Origin of the sequence: Herbidospora daliensis, from assembly GCF_001570585.1 — a bacterium.
GTDB lineage: Bacteria > Actinomycetota > Actinomycetes > Streptosporangiales > Streptosporangiaceae > Herbidospora > Herbidospora daliensis.
Genome location: NZ_BBXF01000012.1, coordinates 86,913 through 107,953, shown reverse-complemented (window position 1 = coordinate 107,953; position 21,041 = coordinate 86,913). Strand labels below are relative to the sequence as shown.

Genomic DNA, 21,041 nt, shown 5'->3' with positions numbered 1-21,041 from the left:
ACGGTTTCCCCAAGTGAAGGAAGATCGCATGAGGCTGTCCCGGGCCGAGCGGCGTGCGCTCGACGAGATCGCACGGCAGTTCCGCCGCAGCGACCCCCAGCTCGCCCAGGACCTCGCCGCGCACGGCGACCCGGCCGACCGTGAGGTGCCCATCCTCCCCGCCTTCATGACGGGCCGTCCGGCCATGGCCGTGGCCGGAATCGTGCTGATTACCGCATTTTTGATGCCGTTTATGGCAATCAACTAGCGTTTGACCACATTCGGTGACGGGCAGGTCGCCGGATATGACGTTCACCGTCGCCTCCGAGGTCGGGCGCCTCCACCACGTGCTGCTGCACGCCCCCGACCTGGCGCTGAAGCGGCTCACCCCCACCAACATGGCCGATCTGCTCTTCGACGACGTGTTGTGGGTGGCGCGGGCCGTCGAGGAGCACGAGGAGTTCCAGCGGGTCCTGCGCGACCGGGGCGTGCGGGTCACCCTGCTGCACGACCTGCTGCGCGAGACCGCCGAGATCCCCGAGGCCCGCAAGCACATCCTCGACGGCAGCGTCGAGGAGCGCTTCTTCGGCCCGATGGCGGCCGACGCGATCCGCAACACCCTCGACTCCCTGTCGGCCGCCGACCTCGCCTCCCACCTCACCGGCGGGCTGACCAAACGCGAGACCCTCGACCTCGGCTGCGACCCCAAGTCGCTGTTCTTCCACACCCTCGACCCCGACGACTTCGTGCTGCCGCCGCTGCCCAACCACCTCTACACGCGCGACACCTCGTGCTGGGTGTACGACGGCGTCTCCGTCAACGCCATGCGCAAGCGGGCCCGCCGCCGCGAGACGGTCAACATGGAGGCCGTCTACCGCTTCCACCCGATGTTCGCCGAGGAGCGCTTCGGGGTCTGGTATCCCGGCACGTCGATGGCGCCCGCCACCATCGAGGGCGGCGACGTCCTGGTGATCGGCCGGGGGGCGGTGCTGGTCGGGGTGAGCGAGCGCACCCAGCCGCAGGCGATCGAGATGCTCGCCAAGAACCTGTTCGCGGCCGGTTCGGCCCGGGTCATCGTGGCGCTCCGGCTGCCGCAGGCCCGCGCGTTCATGCACCTCGACACGGTGATGACCAACGTCGACGTCGGGGTGTTCACCAAGTACGCGGGGCTGGGCATGCTGGCGTCGTACACGATCGAACCCGGCGACACCGACAAGGAGCTGAAGGTCACCGACCACGCGCCCGAGGAGATGCACCGCGCCATCGCCCGCGCGATCGGCCTCGACGACATCCGGGTGCTGACCCCGACCCAGGACGTGCACGCCGCCGAACGCGAGCAGTGGGACGACGGCTGCAACGTGCTGGCCGTCGAACCCGGCGTCGTCATCGGCTACGAGCGCAACACGACCACCAACAACTTCCTGCGGGCGAGCGGGATCGAGGTCATCACGATCAGGGGCAGCGAACTCGGCCGGGGACGCGGCGGCCCGCGCTGCATGAGCTGCCCGCTGCTGCGCGACGGGATCTGATCGGGCGTGAACATCGTCACCGGCTTCGTCCCCGACTCCCGGGGCCACGACGCCCTGGCGCTGGCCGGCGTCTTCGCCCGGACGCTCGACGGCCACGTGCGGGTGGCGATCGTGCGCCCGGCGGCCTGGGAGACCCCCGCCCCGGGAAAGGCCGACGCCGAGTGGCAGGCCTACCTGTCGGCACGCCAGTCGGCGGCCCTGAGCCTGGCCGAGAAGGCCGCACGGGAGGCCGGCCTCGACGAGGCCGAGGCGGTCTCCACGGTCCACCGCAGCGCGGGCCTGGGCCTGAACCGGCTGTCGGCACAGGAGACCTGCGACCTGATCGTCATCGGCTCGGCCCCCTATGGCCCCGCCGGCCGCATCGCCGTCGGCGGCACCGCCGACCAGCTCCTGCACAGCAGCCACACGCCCGTGTGCCTGGCCCCGGAGGGCTACGCGGCCGACCCCCCGGCCGCCCTGACCCGCATCACCTTCGCCTACGACAAGTCCCCCGCCTGCGAAGACGCCCTCCTGCTGGCGATCAGGGCGGCCGGGACGCTGCAGCTCCCCCTCCGCCTGATCACCGTGCTGCCGACGGCCCCCGGGGTGCCAGAAGACGTCCTGGAGCAGGTCCACGCCCGCTGCGAACACGCCCTGCGCGCGGCGGTCCGCAGCCCCCGCCGCACCGCCTCCCTCCCCCGGGGGGTCACCACCGAGGTGCTGGCCGCCTCTGACCCCACCGAGGCGCTGGCCGGGACCGACTGGACACCGGGCGAGCTGCTGGTCTGCGGATCGAGCCCGGCCGGTCCACTGCGCCGCGTTTTCGTGGGCGACATGTCGCTGAAGATCATCCGAGCCGCCCCCTGCCCGGTGGTGGTCCTCCCTAGGGCGGCGACCAGCTAGCCCGCCTGCCTTAGGTGCGCCAGCACCCGGCCGGCTGCTCGGAGTCCAGGGCACCGTCGTGACGGGAGATCTGCCATCACGACGACAGCGTGCTCGGGGGGACGACGCCGCCGCCCGGCGGCCCGGGAACGTGACCGGCGGCGACAAGCCCGCCGTGGCCGCCCTGGCCATCGAGGTGTCCCCCGCCGAGGCGGGGCCCAGTAGGTCGCCTGCCGCGGGGTGCGCTCGAGTCCCGCTCCAGCGGTGGTCCCGCCCCGGCTAGCTCGCTTCTCGAAGATGCGCTCGAGCCCCGCTCCAGCGGTGGTCCCGCCCGGGCAAGCTCACCTCCCGAACATGCGCTCAAGCCCGACACCAGCGGTGGCCCCGCCCGGGCAAGCTCACCTCCCGAACATGCGCTCGAGCCCCACACCAGCGGTGGCCCGCTCGCCTTCCGGAGATGCGCTTGAGCCTCACACCAGCGGTGGCCCCGCCCGGCCTAGCTCACCTCCCGGAGATGCGCTCGAGCCCCACACCAGCGGTGGCCCCGCCCGGCCTAGCTCACCTCTCGAAGATGCGCTCGAGCCCCACCACAGCGGTGGCCCCGCCCCACAAGCTCACCTCCCGAAGATGCGCTCTAGCCCTACACCGGCGGTAGTCCCGCCCGGGCTAGCTCGCCTCCCCGAGATGCGCTTGAGCCCCACACCAGCAGTGGTCCTGCCCACAAGCTCGCCTGCCGCAGGTGCGCTTCAGCTCCACTCCGGCGGTGGTCCCGCCCCCGCGCGGCGACCAACTAGCTCGCCTGCCGCAGATGCATTTGAGCCCTGCTCCAGCGGTGGCCCCGCCCCGGCTAGCTCGCCTGCCGCAGGTGGGCCAGCGCCCCGCTCCAGGCGACGATCTCGTCGAGCATCGTGGTGAGCGTGGCGACCTGGTAGTCGCTGGCGTTCAGCTTGGAGAAGTCGACGAAGTCGGTGAACAGCGAGAGCGCCACGTTGGTGCGCACGTCGGCGAGCTTGAGCTCCCCGCCGATCAGCCGCAGGTGCTCGGCCGCCCGCGCGCCGCCCACGCCCCCGTAGGAGACGACGCCGAACGCCTTGTTGTTCCACTCGGCGAACAGGTAGTCGATGGCGTTCTTCAGCACGCCGGAGGTCGAGTGGTTGTACTCGGGCGTCACCATGACGAAGCCGTCGTAGGAGGCGATCTTCGCCGCCCACGCCTTGGTGTGGTCGTTGGCGTACTGCCCCATGAGCGGGGAGAGGGGCTCGTCGAAGTGCGGGAGCGGGTAGTCGAGGAGGTCGATGATCTCGAAGGTGGCGTCGGTGCGCTGGGAGGCGTGGTCGTACACCCACCGGGCGACCTGCTCGCCGTTGCGTCCGGGCCGGGTGCTGCCGAGGATGATGCCGATGCGCGTCATTGGGGAGAGATCCTCTCGCCTTGAGGTGGCGATCAAGCTCGCCACCTGCTCAGTAACTGATGAGTACTGAGTACACGCCGGTAACCGGTAACTTCAACTGAACCCAGTCACACCGAGGAGACCACCCTCGTCACTCGACCTCGCCACCGACCTCCCCGCCGGCCGCGTCGTAGGCGAGGCGGTTGGCGACGATCGTGTCCTGGTTGTCGGCGGCCCACTGGGCGAGAACGATGACCGGGGCGGTGAGGGTGTGCCCGAACGGGGTGACCTCGTACTCGACTCGGGGCGGTATCTCCGGGTAGATGGTGCGCTTGACGATGCCGTCGCGTTCGAGGTTGCGCAGCGTCAGGGTCAGCATGCGGCGGGAGATGCCCGGAGTGGTGTGGAGCAACTCGGTGAACCGCATCGACCCGGTGTCGAGCAGCCCGATCAGGATGAGGCTCCACTTGTCACCGATCCGGTCGAGGACCGATCGGAAGACGTCGGGGTCGTGTTCGAGACACAACCGCCCCATGGAACGCATGACCCGATCGGCCTCGGCCTCATGAGACATGAATCAGCACCCCCGCTGGTTGCTCCTTGGTTACCCACCCTTACGTGGGGCACCAAAGAGTAACCGACCAGGCAGAGCGGCCAGGACACGAAGGTCCCCGCGCCGGACACCCGCGCCGGACACCCGCGCCGCACACCCGCGCCGCACACCCGCGCCGCACACCCGCGCCGCACACCCGCGCCGCACACCCGCGCCGCACACCCGCGCCGCACACCCGCGCCGCACACCCGCGCTGGCGGGGACTGGCTGGTCGGGTGGGGATGACGCGGGGATCAGGCTGGGCGTGGCTTTTTTCGTGTCGGGGTCGGCCGGGCGGACGGGCCTGCGCCCGGATGCGGCGGGGAAACGCATCCGGGCGCCTCCGCTACCCCGCCATGGGCAAGGTCTCCTGGGTGGTCACGCCGAGGGTGGACTCGATGATGGTCACGAACGCCGTCGCCTCGGCGATGAGCTCTTCCGCGTCGTGGACGCTCACCAGGTGGACGAGCCCGGCCTCGGCCGCGGCGCGCTTCTTGGCGCTGACGGCGAAGTAGGCGGCCCACTGGGACAGTTCGGGCTGGACTTCGGGAAGGAGCTCCCACGCGCTGCGCAGACGGCGGCGACGGCCGTCGATCGGCTGGGGGCGGGCGGCGAGGATAGCCGCGGCCGAACGGAGGGCGGCGAGGTGGGCGTGGATGTAGCGGTCGGCCGGGTTGCCCGCCTGTGCCGCGTCGGCGAGGCAGGCGCGTGCGTCGGTGAGATGCGCGAGGACGGTCCGCGACACCTTGGGCCCGCTGGCGGGCCCGGTCGGGGCGGCCCCGTGGCCGTTCTGCTGCGGTCCGGTCATGGTGGTTCGGCCTCCTAAACGAGTGGCCACCGGCGGTCTCGTCGCCGGTCAGGGTCAACAGTCGCAGACCCCACCGACATTTCCGCCGGATCGGGCGGCCGGACGAGGAGCTTCCCCTCTCCCCGTCCGGCCAGAAGCTGTGGGGCCGCGACACCCGCCCTTCCGCCGATGGCCGGCGCCCGGACCCACGCGGTGAGAGCGAGCCGCGAGTCCCGCTCCCACCTTCATCGAACATAGTTTCGACCAACATCAAAGTCAAGAAAGTTCGAATGCTCGTTCGACATCAGGTGATGGTGTGGCGTCCAAGACCAAGCGGCGGAAAGCCGCCCGTCTTCGCATTGCGACGGGAAAGGAGCCCTTTGCGACCTCGGCGCCGGAAAAGGCACTCGCACGGCATACGGTCCCCACGAGGCCGGTCGGCGATAACCTCCCGCATCGCGCCTGCTCCGGCGTGGCCGCCATGTCATGACCCAGCGATCTGCCTCGGTCGTCTCGACTGCGCGAGGTCAGGGCGTCCAGCGGGCGCGGAGCACTCCGTCGGGATCGGGCAGCACGGCGGTCGTCAACGGGTGGTGCTCGGCTTCGTACAGGGAATGAATCAGCACCGCGTGGGCGTCGGCCACCAGGACGCGCAGCTCCGGGTAGTGGGCTTCACTCGCTGTCACGCTGTCGATGCGGCCTTCCGGGCTCTGCCAGATGATCTCGCTGAGCCCGTCGTCGGGAAGATCCGCCAGCGCACCCTCCACGTCCGTCGACAGATCGGGCCAGACCAGCAGCCTGGCCCTGGGGGTGAGCTTCGCCCGTACCGCGGCGAGCTCATCCACGGTCGTGACGCGGTGCCAGCGGGAGGCGTTGCGGACGTAGCCCTCCTCCAGCACCACCGCGCCGCGGTCCACGATGAGGGCCTCCAATTCGGTCCAGAAGGCCGCGTCGGCCGGGCGTCGTCGAGCGAGTTCGTCCTCGTCGAGCTCCGGGTCGTACGGCGACCGGTTGAGGGACTCGGCGAAGAGCCCTTGCCGGTGGGTGAACGTCACCGCGTCCGCGCACGGGAGCGCACTGCCGACGTAGACGTACTGGTCGTATCCCACGTGGACGAAGAACCGGCCCTCGGCCTCCAGGCGGCACCACGCGCCGTTGTCGCGCAGCATCGCCCTGACCAGTTCCAGCGCGACGGGGACGGACACCTGCGCGCCGTCGTGGTAGCCGGTCAGGTCGGGCGGAAACAGCCCGGCCAGTCCGTGACCCTCGATCGGAGCTTCGACACCGAAGTTGACGAAGCCGGCCACCGCCGGCTCCCGGATCGTCAGGCGGGTGACGCCGGCCTCCTGGGCGAACGCGGCCACCGCCGCCAGATAGGCCGCCTCGACAGGGCCGTGATCGCTGTACACGTTCTCGGGACCGGCGTAGTGGCCATGCTCGTCACGATCTGCCGGGTCATATTTCGTGATTTGGTGGACGTGAAGCCGCGTGGCGGCGTCGCCCCTCTCGGCGGCGGGCGACGACTCGGAACCAGCCACAGAGACGCTCATCGCCCCATCCTGGCGACGACCCGCCGTCTCCGGCCAATGTTTTCTGCCTTGACCCGGACGCCGGGCCGAATCCTGAAATATCCGGCCCGGAGGGCCGGATTCCGGCCTTCACGCTTCACGTTCACGCTTCACGCTTCACGCCCAGGCGTAGATCTCGGGCTTCAGAGCGGGCAACACCACAGTGGGCGATCATCGGGGCGTGGTCCTCCTGGTGGCACTGATCTCAGCCCTCCGTGGCCGCGCACAAAGAGGAGCAACCATCCGCGGCCGCCGCACAAAGGGAAGCGATCCTCTGTGGCCGCGTACAGAGAGAAGCAACCCTCCGCGGCCGCCTCGCAAAGAGAAGCGACCCTTCGTCGCCGCGTACAAAGAGAAGCGACCCTCCGTCGCCGCGTACAAAGAGAAGCGACCCTCCGTCGCTGCCTCGCGAAGGGAAGCAACCCTCCGTCGCCGCGTACAACGAGAAAAGGCCCCGCGCGCAGCGGGGCCCTTCGCGAAAGCGGTGTCAGCGCTGGAACCTGCCCCGCACGTGCACCGGAACCCCCTTGCCCAGCAGGCCGGGAAGGACCTCCGCCACGTGCATGGGAAGCCGCACGCACCCGTGCGAAGCCGGGTAAAGGGGGACCGACAGCGCGCCGTGGAAGGCGATGCCGCCGTTGAAGAAGATCGGGTTGTAGAGCTGGCCCAGGTAGGACTTGTGCCAGCCGTCGCGGCGCCACGTCGTCTTGAAGTTGCCCGTCGGGGTGCGGGCGTCGCCGGAGAACCTCTGGCGGGAGCCGTTCCACGTCGCGTATTCCACGTAGGGGATGCCGCTGCCGCTGGAGATGTGCGAGATCAGTTTGATCTGGCCCTTGACGTACAAAACCAGAACCTGGGTCGTCAGGTTGACCTCGGCGCGGGTCGGCTTGCCGTTCGGGACCAGCACCTTCGGGAGCTTGGGGCTCTCCAGGGCGCGCCAGGTCTTCGACGCGATGGTGCTGGTCGGCTTGATGCCGTTGACCTTCTGGAAGGCCCAGACGGCCGACTGCGTGGTGCCGCCGTAGCGGCCGTCGATCTTTCCGGGCATGTAGCCCAGTTCCTTCAGCCGCGCCTGCAGGACCTTGACGGCGCTGCCCTTCGCGCCGAGTTTCAGCGTCTTGCCGGGTGAGACCCAGGCAGAAGCCGTCTGTACGGTCTGCTTCACAGCCGCCGGCGCCGCCATGGCCGGCGGTGATATCGCCAACACGGCCCCCGCCGTGACCATTGCGGCGGCGACAGCCAGATGCTGCCGAACCCCCATTGCTACCAACCCCTCCAAAAGTGCACAAGCTCGGGTCAATGGACCATAACCCAAGGGCCGATTGGTCCAAGTGGGGGGCATGGTGTCGTTATCAACACGCCATGTCCCATCCGATCTGTTTAGAGTTGGCGCGTGCCAGAAAAGTTGCCGCCGAGCGCCGTCCATATCGCCGGAATCCTCCGCGCCCATGGGGCTACGGGCGAGATCGTGCTCCTGGAGGACGCGGCGCCGACCGCCGCGACGGCCGCCGCCCAGGTCGGGTGCGAGGTGGGGGCGATCGCCAACAGCCTCGTGTTCGACGCCGACGGCGCCCCGCTGCTGGTGCTGACCAGCGGCGCGCACCGGGTCGACACCGGCCTGGTGGCGTCGTTGATCGGGGTGGCGAAGGTACGCCGGGCGAGCCCCGAGTTCGTCCGCGAGCACACCGGGCACCCCATCGGCGGGGTGGCGCCCATCGGGCATCCGGCGCCGGTGCGCACCATCGTCGACACGTGGCTCGGCAAGCATCCGGTCGTCTGGGCGGCCGCCGGGCACCCCCACACGGTCTTCCCGACGACGTTCGACGAGCTCGTCGCCCTGACCGGGGGTACGCCCGCCGACGTGGCGTGATCGGCTAGGGTGCTGGGGATGATCGAGATGCGCCGGGTGGGGCCCGAGAGCTTCACCTCGGAACTGCGCACGGTCCTGGGCATCTACACGGCCGCCATGCGCCCGCCGCCCGACCAGTTGTCGGGGCGGCTGGCCATAATGCGCAACCACACCACCTATCCGGCGTTCGCCGGGGTGCTGGCCACGACCGAGAGCGGCGAGATCGCCGGGTTCGCCTATGGCTTCCACGGCGCCCACGGGCAGTGGTGGCACGACGTGGTCAAACGCGCCCTGTTCGAACGCGCGGGGCCCCTGGTGGCCGACGACTGGTTCGGCGACGCGCTGGAACTGGCCGAGATCCACGTCCACCCCGACCACCAGAGCAAGGGCATCGGCCGCCGCATGATCCACACCATGTGCGCCGGCCGCCCGGAACGCACGGCCGTCCTGTCGACCCACGACGCCCCGACGGCCGCCCGCCACCTCTACGCGAGCCTCGGCTTCTACGACCTGATGACGGCCTTCGCCTTCCCGGGCGGCTCAGAGCTCTACGCCATAGCCGGCGCCCGCCTCCCCCTCACCCCACCCGCCTAGCAGCGGCCCGCCGCCTTACCGCTCAGAGCATGCGCCAGCCTTGCGCCGCTCGCCTGAAGCGGTGTCCGGCAACCGGCCCGCCTGGCGTCGGGATTCCGCCTTACTCGCTCAGAGCCTGGGCGACTTCCTTCGTGCCGCTCGCCTGGCACGGGCGCCCGGCTCCCACCCGTTCGGCATCGGCAACCCGCCTTGCCCTCCGCGTCACCGCTCAGCGCCTTCATCCGCCTGATACCGGGGTCTGCCTCGCCTTCTGGCATGCCGATCCCGCTCTACCGCTCCGTTCCTAGCGTGCATCTCGCCGAGGGCGGCAGTGATCCTCAAGACGGTTACAAGATCACTTTGGCAGCGTGGGCCGGGTCAGGTTCTCCGCACCGAAGGGGTTCACATGAGCGATTTCGCCTCCTCCGCCCGACCGCTCGACGAAAGCGAGCTCGCCGAGATCACCGGCGGACACTCCGCTGACTACAACTGGGCCGAGTACGACTGGCGCGACGCGGTGATGTGCGCTCTGCCGTAGCAGCGCGAAGAGGCGGGGCCGCCCCTGAGGGCAGCCCCGCCTTCCTCATGTCAGCGCACCGGGACCTCTCATGGCAAAGCTCAGAACCCTGGTGTCAGGGGCACCGGCACCTCTCGCGACAGAGCTCAAAACCCTGCCGTCAGAGGCACCGGAACCTCTCGCCGCAGGACTCAGAACCCTGGAGCCAGAGGCACCGGGACCACTCCCCGCAGAACTCAAAACCCTGGAGCCAGAAGCACCCGAACCTCTCGCCGCAGAACTCAAAACCCTGGAGCCAGAAGCACCCGAACCACTCCCCGCAGAACTCAAAACCCTGGAGCCAGAAGCACCCGAACCACTCCCCGCAGAACTCAAAACCCTGGAGCCAGAAGCACCCGAACCACTCCCCGCAGAACTCAAAACCCTGCCGCCAGAGGCACCGAGACGTCTCGTCTCAGCGCGGAGGGCTCAAAAGATCAGAGGGCCGGGACCGCCGGCATCAGGGCCTGGTAGACCTCTCGCGTCGCGTTCGAGCGGTTGAACGTGATGAAGTGGATGCCCGGCGCGCCCTCGTCCAGGAGACGGCGGCACAGTTCCACGCCGTGTTCGATGCCGAGCTGGTAGACCGCGTCGGGGTCGTCCTTGACCCGTTCGAAGCGTTCGGCCACCTTCGCTGGGAACGGCGCGCCCGACAGCTGCTCGGAGCGGGCGATGGTCGCGAACTTCGTCACCGGCATGATGCCGGGGATGATCGGCGTCTCGCAGCCCGAGGCGGCGACGCGGTCGCGGAGCCGGAGGTAGTCGTCGGCCTCGAAGAACATCTGGGTGATCGCGTAGTCGGCGCCGGCCCGGCACTTGCGGACGAAGTAGTCGACGTCGGACTCGACCGAGGGCGACCGCGGGTGCTTGTAGGGGAACGCCGCCACGCCCACGCAGAACTCGCCCGACTGGCGGATCAGCCGGACCAGGTCTTCGGCGTAGTGGACGCCCTCCGGGTGGGCGATCCACTCGCCCATGGGGTCGCCGGGCGGGTCGCCCCGGACCGCCAGGATGTTGCGCACGCCCGCGTCGGCGAAGCGGCCGATCAGGTGGCGCAGTTCGCGGACCGAGTGGTTGACGGCGGTGAAGTGGGCGACGGGCGTCAGCGTGGTGCTGTGGGCGATGCGTTCGACGATGTCGACGGTGCGGTCGCGGGTGGAGCCGCCCGCGCCGTAGGTGACCGAGACGAAGGTCGGCTTCAGCGACTCCAGTTCCCGGATCACCCGCCAGAGCTGACGTTCCGCCTCGGGTGTCTTCGGCGGCATGAACTCGAACGAGAACGACCGCTCGCCCGCCGCGAGCAGCTCCCTCACGGTGGCGACACGGTCGGGAAAGCGTGAGGGGAGACCCAGAGCCATGCGGCCAAGGTTACTAGTCTCACTGGAAAGACGGCAGAAACCGCCTTACGGGATGATCAAATCTCGGCTCACCAATCACAACCACCCCGCCAGATGAACGAATCGATCACCGGCAGATACCCTCATTACATGACAAATGCCACCGCGCCTTTGGACTTCATCCGCCCCGAGGTGGATCGGGCCCTCCAGCGCTTCGTCGACCGCCGCCGGACGGCGTTCGACGACCCGGATCTGGCGGCCGTCCTGGGCACGGTGCGGGACTTCCTGGCCGGTGGCAAGCGGCTGCGTCCGGCCTTCTGCTACTGGGGCTGGCGGGCCGCCGGAGGGGCCGACGACCCCGGCGTGATCTCCGCCGCGTCGGCCCTGGAGCTGCTGCAAGCGAGCGCGCTCGTCCACGACGACGTGATGGACTCCAGCGACATGCGGCGCGGCATGCCCTCGGCGCACCGGCGCTTCGAGAAGCTGCACGTCGACTCCGGGTGGCACGGGTCGGCGGTGCAGTTCGGCGAGGGCGCGGCGATCCTGGTCGGAAACCTGCTCCTCATCTGGTCGGGCGAACTGTGGCGCACCTCCGGGCTGCCCGCCGAGAGCCTGGCGGCCGCGCAGCCGGTCTTCGACCACATGCTGACCGAGCTGATGAACGGCCAGTACCTCGACCTGCTGGCGCAGGCCCACGGCGAGAACTCCTTCGAGAGCGCGCGGCGGGTGGCCCTGTTCAAGAGCGGCAAGTACTCGGTGGAGCACCCGCTGCGCCTCGGCATGATCCTCGCCGCCCAGTCGCGCGAGGCGTGGATCGACCAGGTCTGCGCCGGTTACGGGCAGAACGTCGGCATCGCCTTCCAGCTCCGCGACGACGTCCTGGGCGTGTTCGGCGACCCGGCCGAGACCGGCAAGCCGGCCGGCGACGACCTGCGCGAGGGCAAGCGCACGATGCTCATCGCGCGCACCCTCGAACTGGCCTCCCCCGCCCAGGCCCGTTCTGTACGCAGCCTCGTCGGCGACCCCAAACTCGACGCCGAGGGCGTGGACACCCTCCGGGCCGTCATCGAGGACACCGGCGCCCTCGCCTCGGCCGAGGAGCTCATCACGACGTACGTGAAGGAGGCCATCGCGGTCCTCGACGCGGCCCCCATCGAGGCCGAGGCCCGCGAGGCCCTCAAAGCGCTGGCCATCGCCGCGACGACCCGCCGCAACTAGCCCCGCAGACGGCGCGCGAACTCCCCGGCGGCCGCCTTCGGGTCGGCGGCCTCGGTGATCGCGCGCACGACGACGACCCGCGTCGCGCCCTGGGCCAGCACCTCGTCGAGGTTGCCCAGGTCGATGCCGCCGATGGCGAACCACGGCCGGTCTGACGGCACGCCCGCCGCGTGGGCCAGCAGCGGCAGCCCCGGGGCCGGACGGCCCGGCTTGGTCGGGGTCGGCCAGGTCGGGCCGCAGCAGTAGTAGTCGACCCCCGGCTCGGCCGAGGCCGCGGTGGCCTCGTCGAAAGCGTGGGTCGAGCGGCCGATCAGCATCTGCGCGCCGACGATCTCGCGGGCCACCGGCACCGGCAGGTCGTCCTGCCCCAGGTGGAGCACGTCGGCCCGCGCGGCGTAGGCGATGTCGGCGCGGTCGTTGACCGCCAGCAGCGCGCCGTGCCGGTCACAGGCCGCGCGGAACACCTCGAGGAGCGCGAGCTCCTCCCGGGCCTCCAGGCCCTTCTCCCGCAGCTGGACGATGTCGACGCCGCCGGAGAGCGCCGCGTCGAGGAATTCGACCAGGTCGCCGCGCTCTCGGCGTGCGTCGGTGCAGAGGTACAGGCGGGAGTCGGCGAGTCGGCGCCGGGAGGGATCGCTCACCCGGCCCACGATCTCATAGGCCGGAATCTGCCTCGAAGACAGGCTAGAAGCCGAGCGCCTGGGCCCTGCGCTTCACCTCGGTGTGCCGGCCGGCCTTGATGGCGTCGATGGGGGCGCCCGGCAGCGACTCGTCGGGAGTGAAGAGCCACCGGATCGACTCGACCTCGCTGTAGCCCGCGTCGGCGAGCACGGTCAGCGTGCCGGGAAGGCCCTTGATCACGTCGTCTCCGGCGATGAACACCGCCGGGATCTGGGGCTCGCCTCCGCCTCTGCGGGCGCCCACGAGCTTCTTGTCCTTGATGAGCTGCTTCGCCCTGCCGATGCTGAGCTGGAGCTTCTTCGCCACTTCCGAGAGAGGGAGCCACTCCCCCACGAGCTGGTCGGTGTCTCGGTCGATCTGCGCAACTGTAAGCGTCACGAATCCACCATTACCACACGGTCGCCACCATGAAACACCCAGTTTACGCCACGGTGCAGTCTCGAAGGGTAACGCTTGGGTCGGCGAGGCGGCTCGCGTCGAGCCTTTGCCGTCCTTCGACGAGACGTCGGCCTTGTACCAGATCGCGCGGTCTGTCGACCGTGAGGATCGCGGCCAGCCGGTGGTCGTGGGTGAGCCAGCAGGCCGCCCACTTGGCGTCGGTCTCGGGGTCGCCCCGGTAGACCAGGCGGGCGCCGTGGTGGTGGCCGGCGTACTGGACCATGCGGCCGAACTGCTCGGACCAGAAGTAGGGCACCGGGTCGTAGACCGCGTTCTCGCCCATCAGGGTCGCGGCGGCGACGTCGGGGGCGCCCAGGGCGGTGTCCCAGTGTTCGACGCGCATGCGGCGGCCGAAGCGGCGGCTGTACCAGTTGGCGCAGTCGCCGACGGCGACCACGTTGGGCACGAAGCTGCGCAGGTGCTCGTCGACCAGGACGCCGTTGTCGAGCTCGACGCCGGAGCCGTCGAGCCAGGCGACGTTGGGACGCACGCCGACGCCGGTGACCACGACGTCGGCCTCGATCCTGCCGCCGTTCATCAGGGTCAGGCCGTCGGGGTCGACGGTGCCGACGGGGGCGTCCACGACCAGTTCGACGCCCGCTTCGGCGTACCAGGGGATCATGTGGCGGCCGATCGGGAGCGCCGTCGCGACGGGGGCGTCGGCCGCCTCGACGACGGTGACCCGGCAGCCCGCGCGGGCCGCCGCGGTGGCCACCTCGGCGCCGATCCAGCCCGCGCCGATGATCGCCACGCGGGCGCCCTCGACCAGGTCGGCCCGCAGGGCCAGGGCGTCGTCGATGGTGCGCAGGACGTGCTGGTGGCCCTCGCCGCGCAGGCGGATCGGGGTGGCGCCGGTGGCGACGACGAGGCCGTCGAAGGCGAGCTCGCCGTCGGTGGTCGACAGGACGCCGTCGTGCAGCCCCTTGGCGGCGGTGCCGAGCATGAGGCGGACGTCGAGCGCATCGAGGTCGGAGTCGACCACGGTGGAGTCGGCGTCGCCCAGGAGGACCGCCTTCGACAGGGGCGGGCGGTCGTAGGGGCGATGGGGTTCCTCGCCGACGAGGGTGATCCGGCCCGGGTAGCCGTGGGCCCGCAAAGCCTCGACACTCCGGACGCCGGCCAGGCCGGCGCCCACCACCACGACGTGATCCACGAGTAGACCCTAGATTGCCGACGGGCCCACCCGCCAATGGAGATTCGGTAACGGATTGAGTAAGTAGCTCGCACAGCGCGGCCATTCCGTGTTGTGCGAATCAGATCAATTCGCATTACTCTGGACAAAGACGCGCGGGAGTCCGGCTGACCGGGCTGAGAGGGGAACTCCACAGGTTCCCGACCGCTATCGAACCTGATCCGGATCATGCCGGCGAAGGGAGCGCGGATGAACGCTTCAGACGTGTTCGTGATCGGCGGCGGCATCGCCGGCCTGTCGATCGCCTGGCGGGCCGCCACGCGGGGCCTCACCGTCACGCTGGCCGACCCCGACCCGGGCGCGCGGGCGACGCGCGCCTCGGCGGGCATGCTCGCGCCCGTCAGCGAGGTCACCTACACCGAGGAGCCGCTGCTGCGGCTCGGCCTGGCCTCCCTCGAACGGTGGCCCGCGTTCGCGGGCGAGCTGGAGGCGGCCAGCGGGATCCCCGTCGACCTGCGCGGCGACGGCACGGTCGAGGTCGCCTACGACGCCGACGACCTGGCCCAGCTCGACGAGCTGGCCGCGTTCGAGGAGAAGCTCGGGCTGCGGGTGGAGCGGCTGACCGGGCGGCAGTGCCGGCAGGCCGAGCCCATGCTCTCGCCCAACGTGCGCGGCGGGCTGCTGGCCCGCGACGACCTGTGGGTGAACCCCCGGCGGGTCGCCCAGGCGCTGCAGCAGGCGCTCCAGAACGCGGGCGGCCGGATCGTCAGGGAGCGCATCGCCTCGCTCGACGACCTGTCGGCCGGGCACGTCGTGGTCGCCGCCGGGGCCTGGTCGCCGAGCCTGCTGCCCGGCCTGCCCATCAGGCCGGTCAAGGGGCAGATCCTGCGGCTGCGCGGCCCGCGCGGCTTCCTGTCGAAGTGTGTACGCGCCACCGTGCGCGGCTCCGAGGTCTACCTGGTCCCCCGCGACGACGGCGAGATCGTGGTCGGCGCGACGATGGAGGAGCTCGGGTTCGACACCCGGGTGACCGCCGGCGGGGTCTACGAGCTGCTGCGCGACGCCCGCGAGATCGTCCCGGGCATCACCGAGCTCGACCTGGCCGAGACCTTCGCCGGGCTGCGGCCCGGCACCCCCGACAACCTCCCCTACGTCGGCAGGCACGGCGGCGTGTGGGTGGCCGCCGGCCACCACCGGGCGGGCGTGCTGCTCGCCCCGCTGACGGCCGACGCCGTCGTGGCCGGCTTCTTCGGCGAAGCCGATCTCATGCCCGAATGCTCCCCCGCGAGGATCTAGATGCGCATCACTGTCAACGGCGGACCCTGCGACCTCGACGACGGGGCGACGGTCACGCAAGCCGTACACCAACTGACGGCCCAGGCCACCGGGATCGCGGTGGCCGTCAACGACGAGGTGGTCAGCAGGGGCGCGTGGGACGCGACCGTGCTGGCCGACGGCGACCGGGTCGAAGTGCTCACCGCGGTCCAGGGAGGCTGACGGAACATGGACGATCCCCTGCTGATCGGCGGCGAGGAGTTCGGCTCGCGGCTCATCATGGGCACCGGCGGCGCGCCGTCGCTGGAGGTGCTCGACCGGGCCCTGGCGGCCTCGGGCACCGAGCTGACCACGGTCGCGATGCGCCGGCTCGACCCGGCCTCCCGAGGGTCGGTGCTCGACGTGCTGCGCGACCGCGGCATCAAGGTGCTGCCGAACACCGCCGGGTGTTTCACGGCGGGCGAGGCGGTGCTGACGGCGCGGCTCGCCCGGGAGGCGCTCAATACCAATTGGGTAAAGCTCGAAGTCATCGCGGACGAACGCACCCTGCTGCCCGACCCGATCGAGACGTTCGACGCGGCGGAACGCCTGGTCGCCGACGGGTTCACGGTGCTTCCCTACATCGGCGACGACCCGATCCTGGCCCGGCGGCTGGAGCAGGCGGGCTGCGCGGCGGTCATGCCCCTCGGGTCGCCGATCGGGTCTGGATTGGGCATCCGAAACCCCCACAACATCGAGCTCATCGTGGAATCCGCTCAGGTTCCGGTCATCCTGGACGCCGGCATCGGCACCGCCAGCGACGCCGCCCTGGCGATGGAACTGGGCTGCTCAGCGGTGCTGCTGGCGACGGCGGTCACCCGGGCGCAGAAGCCCGACCTGATGGCGGCGGCGATGCGCGGCGCGGTCGAGGCGGGTCGCCGGGCGTTTCTGGCGGGCCGAATTCCGCGTCGGCGATATGCTGAGGCGTCCTCGCCGGGGCGACCGTTCCAAGACGGGTAAACCTTCCTGTTTCGGTCTCGGTTTGGGATTCCTGCACTCAGCACGTGGCAAATCACCCGTAAACTCGAGGCCGTGGACACGACGCTTTCCGATCCGCTCGTCGGGCATACGCTCGACGGTCGCTACCGCGTCGAGTCCCGGATCGCCCGGGGCGGCATGGCGTCCGTCTATCTGGCTCTGGACGTCCGGCTCGACCGCATGGTCGCGATCAAGGTGATGCACCGGTCGCTCGCGGAGGACCCGCAGTTCGTCCGGCGTTTCATCGGCGAGGCCAAGTCGGTCGCCTCGCTGTCGCATCCCAACATCGTGCACGTCTTCGACCAGGGGACCGACGGCGACCACGTCTACCTGTCGATGGAGTACTTCCCGGGCAAGACGCTGCGGGCGGTGCTCGACGAGCGGGGGCCGCTCGCCCCGCGTGAGGCCCTGGAGATCATGATCCCGGTGCTGGCGGCGCTCGGCAGCGCCCACCAGGCCGGGCTGATCCACCGCGACGTGAAGCCCGAGAACGTGCTGATGACCGAAGACGGCCGGGTCAAGGTCGTCGACTTCGGGCTGGTGCGCGCGATCGAGGGCGGCAACCAGACCCGCTCCGGCGTGATGATCGGCACGGTCGGCTACATGGCCCCCGAGCAGGTCACCACCGGCCAGGCCGACGTCCGCGCCGACGTCTACGCCGCCGGGATCATGCTGTTCGAGCTGCTCACCGGGCGTCAGCCGTTCGGCGGCGAGAGCCCGGTGTCGGTCGCCTACCGCCACGTCCACGAGTCGGTGCCGGCGCCGTCGTCGTTCTCCTACGACATCGCGCCCGCGCTCGACGCGCTGGTGGCGACGGCCACCGCCAAAGACCCGGCCGACCGGCCGCGCGACGCCAACGCGATGCTGGTGGCGGCCGTCGAGGTGCACCGCACCCTGCCCGCCGCCACGACCGGGCGCCACTCGGCCCAGCCGCGTCCCGCCCAGGTCGACCAGGCGTTCCACGCGGGCTCCCACACCGGCTCGCACACGATGATCCAGCCGGCCATCCAGATGCCGCCGACCACGCCGCCGAGGTCGCGGCGCGGGTTCCGGGTCAACTGGGGCATCGTCGTGCTGGCGCTGGTGATGGTGGGCGGCATCGCGTTCAGCGGGTGGTATTTCACCGCGCCGCGCACCGCGATCGTGCCCGACCTGGTGCAGCGCAACGTCGAGGCGGCCCGCCAGCTCGCCGAGAGCAGCGGCTTCACCATCAAGATCGCCGAGGGCCGCTACGACGCCAAGGTGCCCAAGGACATGGTGCTGGAGACCAGCCCGGCCAAGGGCGTCGAGGCCGAGCGCGGCACGGTGATCACGATCATCGCCTCGCGCGGGCCCGAGATGGTGTCCGTGCCCAAGGTCGAGGGCAGCACCGAGGCCGACGCCCGAGTCAAGATCTCGGAGGCGGGGCTCAACGTCTCGCGCGTCCGCCGCACCCCGAGCGACACCATCGCGCGCGGCCTGGTGATCAAGACCGACCCCGTCGTCGGCAAGAAGGTCGAGAAGGGCTCCAACGTCATCCTCGCCGTCAGCATGGGCCTGCTGCTGCCCGACGTGGTGAACATGCCGCGCGACCAGGCCGAGGCGATGATGCGCGAGAACGGCTTCGACCCGAGCTGCATCAACGAGGTCGTCGACGAGACCCAGCAGGGCACCGTCATCGCCCAGGAGCCGATCGCCGGCGCCGAGGTCGACAAGGGCGCCCGCGTCTGCCTCACCGTCTCGCGCGGCCCCGACACCGGCTGGAAGTGGCCCTGGGAGCAGGACCCGTCGGTCGCCGCCCCCGACTTCGTACCGGTGCCCGACGTCCGGTTCAAGGACGTCAACCAGGCCAAGCGCGAGTTAGAGGCGGCCGGCTTCCGGGTGCAGGTCCACAAGCTGTTCTCCCGCGGCCGTCCCGGCGGCGACGCTCACGGCAAGCGCGTGCGCGGCCAGAACCCGCTCGGCCAGGTGCCGGCGGGCAGCACGATCAATCTGTGGTATTAACGCAAGCGAGCCGCGGCTGGCCTTCGGCCGTCCGCGGCTCGCACCATGAATCCGCCTAGGAAGACAGGTCGCCCAGGAGGCGGAGCCTGGCCAGGCCGCCGTCGGGGTAGATGTCGCACTTCACGTGGGTCACCGGGCGGTCGGCGTCCAGGCGGAAACGGTGCTGGGCGTCGGGTTGCAGGCGGGTCTTGCCGAGGAGGCTGAACCAGTCGCCGTCGCCGTCGCGGCCCGACAGCGACACCCAGCCGGGGGCGTTGAAGACCAGGTGGGTGGTGTCGATCTCGGCGACGGCGATCGTGCCGCGGCCGGCCAGGCGGACCACCAGCCAGTCGTTGCCGTCGTCGCGGCGGCGGGCGGTCTCCCAGCCTTCGGCCTGGTGGCGGGCCAGGCCGGGGGCGATGACGTTGTTGGGCGAGCTGTAGAACTGGTTGGAGCAGTCGGTCACCAGGGCGCCGTTGGCGAGCGCGGCCAGGTCGATCGTCAGGCCGTGCAGGAACCGGGGGTCGGGCACGACCTCGCCGTGCACGCGGAAGCGGGCCACTCCCCCGTCGGGGTAGATGTTGAGCCGCACGTGGGTGTAGCGGTCGGGGTCGTCGACGGTGAACTCGTGCTCGCGGTCGCCGCCCAGGGGGCTCCTGGGCAGGATCTCGGTCCAGCCGGTCAGCTCCTCGTGCGGCAGCGGCTCGTCGACCGCGCAGGCGTCGACCGAGGCGTAAGGCGGGTAGTTGCCCTTGAACCAGGCGGTGTCGATCACCAGGCCGCGCACGACGCCGGGCAGCCCGAGCCGGACGATCGCCCAGTCGTGCCCGGTGGTGCGGCGGCGGCGGGTCTCCCAGCCGTCGTAGATCTGGCCCTTGGCGCCGAAGTCGTGGGTGTGGAACTGGGCGCGGTGCGGCAGGATCAGCGCCTGGCGTTCGGCGAACGCCTCGTCGTTGGCGGCGATCACCGAGCCGCCGTTGCCGCGCAGGGCGAGGTCGGGCAGGTGGCGGAAGGTCATCGGGCACCTCTCGTCAGGAACCGGCCGTGGCCGGGGGCCGCACCGCGAAGCCAGGTCTGCTGGACGACGCCCCGCAGCGCCCGCCCCTGGTAGGCGGTCACCGGGTTCTTGTGGGCGAGTTCGCCGGCGTCCACGACGAAGGCCGCCTCGGGGTCGAAGGCCACCAGGTCGGCGTCGGCCCCGGCCTCGATCCGCCCCTTGTACGCCAGCCCCGCGAAGTCGGCGGGCCCGCGTGCCATCCACCGGACCACGTCGTCCAGGGAGAAGCCCCGGGCCGACGCCTCCGTCCAGATGACCGGCAGGCCGAGCTGGAGGGAGGAGATGCCGCCCCACGCCATCGCGAAGTCATCGGGGCTCTTCATGTCGGCCGGGCACGGCGAGTGGTCGGAGACGACGCCCATCAGGGTGCCGTCGGCCAGCCCGGCCCACAGCGCGTCGCGGTTGGCCGCCTCGCGGATCGGCGGGCAGCACTTGAACGCGGTGCCGGTGACCTCCTCGGCGCTGAGGGTCAGGTAGTGGGGGCAGGTCTCGGCGGTGATCCGCACGCCCGCCTCCTGCGCCGCCCGCAGGACGGGGATCGCGTCGCCGGCGGAGACGTGCACGATGTGCGCCCGCGCGCCGGTCTCGCGGGCCACCGCGACGACCGTCTCGATGGCCCGCACCTCGGCGTCGGGGGTGCGGGAGCCGAGGAACTCGGCGTAGGAGGGGCCGGTCGGCTCGGTGAGGGTCCAGGGGTCCTCGGCGTGCGCGATCAGCAGGCCGTCGAAGCGGGCCAGTTCGCGCAGCGCCAGGGTGAGCCCGTTCGGGTCGAGGGCGGGGAACTCGTCGACGCCCGACGGCGACAGGAAGCACTTCACGCCGAACACCCCGGCGTCCCACAGGGGTCGCAGGTCGCCGAGGTTGCCGGGGATCGCGCCGCCCCAGAAGCCGACGTCGACCGCGATCTGGCCCCGGGCGGCCTTCTTCTTGATCTCCAGGTTCGGCACGGTCGTGGTCGGCGGCAGCGAGTTGAGCGGCATGTCGACGACCGTGGTCACGCCCCCGGCCGCGGCCGCCCGGGTGGCGGTGGCGAAGCCCTCCCAGTGGGTGCGGCCGGGCTCGTTCACGTGGACGTGCGTGTCGACCAGGCCGGGCAGCAGCGCGACGTCACCGAGGTCGAGCCCGCCGCCGGCGTCGTACGGCACCAGCCCAGCGATCCGCCCGTCGACGACGTCGACCCCGAGTGGCCGCACCCCGTCGGGGGTGACCACCCGGCGCGACCGCACCAGAACCGTCACAG

The 21,041-nt window shown here is 70.7% G+C and carries 22 protein-coding genes and 1 riboswitch; of the genes, 11 read left to right on the top strand and 11 right to left on the bottom strand.

The features are described 5' to 3' along the window. Positions 1 to 28: 28 nt before the first annotated feature. Genes AW274_RS37260 through AW274_RS37250 form a run of 3 tightly spaced genes read left to right on the top strand, consistent with a single transcriptional unit; the run spans position 29 to position 2,390 of the window. The gene (locus AW274_RS37260) at positions 29 to 247 is read left to right on the top strand and encodes a DUF3040 domain-containing protein (RefSeq protein WP_062443434.1); all 219 of its coding nucleotides are present in this window, start codon (positions 29 to 31) and stop codon (positions 245 to 247) included. Between the two features lie 37 nt (positions 248 to 284). Beyond that, a complete protein-coding gene (locus AW274_RS37255; RefSeq protein WP_062443431.1) occupies positions 285 to 1,508 on the top strand; it encodes an arginine deiminase in 1,224 nt (407 codons plus the stop codon). 6 nt (positions 1,509 to 1,514) lie between these two features. Beyond that, entirely contained in the window at positions 1,515 to 2,390 is an 876-nt protein-coding gene (locus AW274_RS37250) for a universal stress protein (protein WP_062443429.1), read from the top strand. 826 nt (positions 2,391 to 3,216) lie between these two features. On the opposite strand, the gene AW274_RS37245 is transcribed toward AW274_RS37250, so the two are convergent. The 5 genes from AW274_RS37245 to AW274_RS37225 all read right to left on the bottom strand — a co-directional run bounded on the left by AW274_RS37245 (position 3,217) and on the right by AW274_RS37225 (position 7,871). Beyond that, positions 3,217 to 3,780, bottom strand: coding sequence for an NADPH-dependent FMN reductase (locus tag AW274_RS37245; protein WP_062443426.1), 564 nt, complete (start codon positions 3,778 to 3,780; stop codon positions 3,217 to 3,219). Between the two features lie 130 nt (positions 3,781 to 3,910). Then, the gene (locus AW274_RS37240; protein WP_232320678.1) at positions 3,911 to 4,333 is read right to left on the bottom strand and encodes a winged helix-turn-helix transcriptional regulator; all 423 of its coding nucleotides are present in this window, start codon (positions 4,331 to 4,333) and stop codon (positions 3,911 to 3,913) included. A gap of 364 nt (positions 4,334 to 4,697) precedes the next feature. Then, on the bottom strand, positions 4,698 to 5,159 hold the full coding sequence (locus AW274_RS37235; protein WP_034382613.1) for an SAV_6107 family HEPN domain-containing protein: 462 nt from the start codon (positions 5,157 to 5,159) through the stop codon (positions 4,698 to 4,700). A 506-nt stretch (positions 5,160 to 5,665) separates the two neighbouring features. After that, the gene (locus AW274_RS37230) at positions 5,666 to 6,688 is read right to left on the bottom strand and encodes an RNA-binding protein (RefSeq protein WP_232320677.1); all 1,023 of its coding nucleotides are present in this window, start codon (positions 6,686 to 6,688) and stop codon (positions 5,666 to 5,668) included. Between the two features lie 505 nt (positions 6,689 to 7,193). Continuing rightward, positions 7,194 to 7,871 (bottom strand): L,D-transpeptidase family protein, encoded by a 678-nt coding sequence (locus tag AW274_RS37225; protein ID WP_232320676.1) that lies wholly within the window; start codon positions 7,869 to 7,871, stop codon positions 7,194 to 7,196. A 228-nt stretch (positions 7,872 to 8,099) separates the two neighbouring features. Between AW274_RS37225 and AW274_RS37220 the strand changes: the two genes are divergently transcribed. The 3 genes from AW274_RS37220 (at position 8,100) to AW274_RS42850 (ending at position 9,666) form a co-directional block, all read left to right on the top strand. Further along, on the top strand, positions 8,100 to 8,576 hold the full coding sequence (locus AW274_RS37220; RefSeq protein ID WP_062443420.1) for a YbaK/EbsC family protein: 477 nt from the start codon (positions 8,100 to 8,102) through the stop codon (positions 8,574 to 8,576). Positions 8,577 to 8,594: 18 nt separating this feature from the next. Continuing rightward, on the top strand, positions 8,595 to 9,149 hold the full coding sequence (locus AW274_RS37215) for a GNAT family N-acetyltransferase (protein ID WP_157520932.1): 555 nt from the start codon (positions 8,595 to 8,597) through the stop codon (positions 9,147 to 9,149). 385 nt (positions 9,150 to 9,534) lie between these two features. Next, positions 9,535 to 9,666, top strand: coding sequence for a hypothetical protein (locus AW274_RS42850; protein ID WP_269750654.1), 132 nt, complete (start codon positions 9,535 to 9,537; stop codon positions 9,664 to 9,666). Between the two features lie 455 nt (positions 9,667 to 10,121). On the opposite strand, the gene metF is transcribed toward AW274_RS42850, so the two are convergent. Next, positions 10,122 to 11,042, bottom strand: a complete 921-nt coding sequence (gene metF / locus AW274_RS37210; RefSeq protein WP_062443417.1) for a methylenetetrahydrofolate reductase [NAD(P)H] — start codon at positions 11,040 to 11,042, stop codon at positions 10,122 to 10,124. Positions 11,043 to 11,171: 129 nt separating this feature from the next. Between metF and AW274_RS37205 the strand changes: the two genes are divergently transcribed. Continuing rightward, the gene (locus tag AW274_RS37205; RefSeq protein WP_062443414.1) at positions 11,172 to 12,239 is read left to right on the top strand and encodes a polyprenyl synthetase family protein; all 1,068 of its coding nucleotides are present in this window, start codon (positions 11,172 to 11,174) and stop codon (positions 12,237 to 12,239) included. Here AW274_RS37205 and thiE read toward each other — a convergent pair. Genes thiE through AW274_RS37190 form a run of 3 tightly spaced genes read right to left on the bottom strand, consistent with a single transcriptional unit; the run spans position 12,236 to position 14,511 of the window. Then, the gene (gene thiE, locus AW274_RS37200; RefSeq protein WP_062443411.1) at positions 12,236 to 12,880 is read right to left on the bottom strand and encodes a thiamine phosphate synthase; all 645 of its coding nucleotides are present in this window, start codon (positions 12,878 to 12,880) and stop codon (positions 12,236 to 12,238) included. The genes AW274_RS37205 and thiE overlap by 4 nt on opposite strands. Before the next feature lie 43 nt (positions 12,881 to 12,923). Then, entirely contained in the window at positions 12,924 to 13,298 is a 375-nt protein-coding gene (locus AW274_RS37195; protein WP_030450397.1) for an Rv2175c family DNA-binding protein, read from the bottom strand. 43 nt (positions 13,299 to 13,341) lie between these two features. Next, positions 13,342 to 14,511, bottom strand: coding sequence for an NAD(P)/FAD-dependent oxidoreductase (locus AW274_RS37190; RefSeq protein ID WP_062443409.1), 1,170 nt, complete (start codon positions 14,509 to 14,511; stop codon positions 13,342 to 13,344). 124 nt (positions 14,512 to 14,635) lie between these two features. Beyond that, a riboswitch (TPP riboswitch) is annotated at positions 14,636 to 14,750 on the top strand. On the opposite strand from AW274_RS37190, the gene thiO reads away from it, so the two are divergent. From thiO to pknB, 4 genes are all read left to right on the top strand, one after another. Next, positions 14,740 to 15,786, top strand: a complete 1,047-nt coding sequence (gene thiO / locus AW274_RS37185; protein ID WP_062443407.1) for a glycine oxidase ThiO — start codon at positions 14,740 to 14,742, stop codon at positions 15,784 to 15,786. It overlaps the preceding riboswitch by 11 nt. Continuing rightward, a complete protein-coding gene (gene thiS, locus AW274_RS37180; RefSeq protein WP_062443405.1) occupies positions 15,787 to 15,987 on the top strand; it encodes a sulfur carrier protein ThiS in 201 nt (66 codons plus the stop codon). It abuts the gene before it with no gap. 6 nt (positions 15,988 to 15,993) lie between these two features. Further along, positions 15,994 to 16,764 (top strand): thiazole synthase, encoded by a 771-nt coding sequence (locus AW274_RS37175; protein ID WP_062443403.1) that lies wholly within the window; start codon positions 15,994 to 15,996, stop codon positions 16,762 to 16,764. 72 nt (positions 16,765 to 16,836) lie between these two features. Continuing rightward, complete coding sequence (pknB, locus tag AW274_RS37170; RefSeq protein WP_062443401.1) at positions 16,837 to 18,765, top strand: Stk1 family PASTA domain-containing Ser/Thr kinase; 1,929 nt, start codon at positions 16,837 to 16,839, stop codon at positions 18,763 to 18,765. 55 nt (positions 18,766 to 18,820) lie between these two features. Here the strand turns inward: pknB and alc are convergent, their stop codons facing one another. Further along, a complete protein-coding gene (gene alc, locus AW274_RS37165; RefSeq protein ID WP_062443399.1) occupies positions 18,821 to 19,762 on the bottom strand; it encodes an allantoicase in 942 nt (313 codons plus the stop codon). Next, on the bottom strand, positions 19,759 to 21,039 hold the full coding sequence (gene allB / locus AW274_RS37160) for an allantoinase AllB (protein ID WP_062443397.1): 1,281 nt from the start codon (positions 21,037 to 21,039) through the stop codon (positions 19,759 to 19,761). Before allB ends, alc begins: the two co-directional genes overlap by 4 nt. Positions 21,040 to 21,041: the final 2 nt, after the last annotated feature.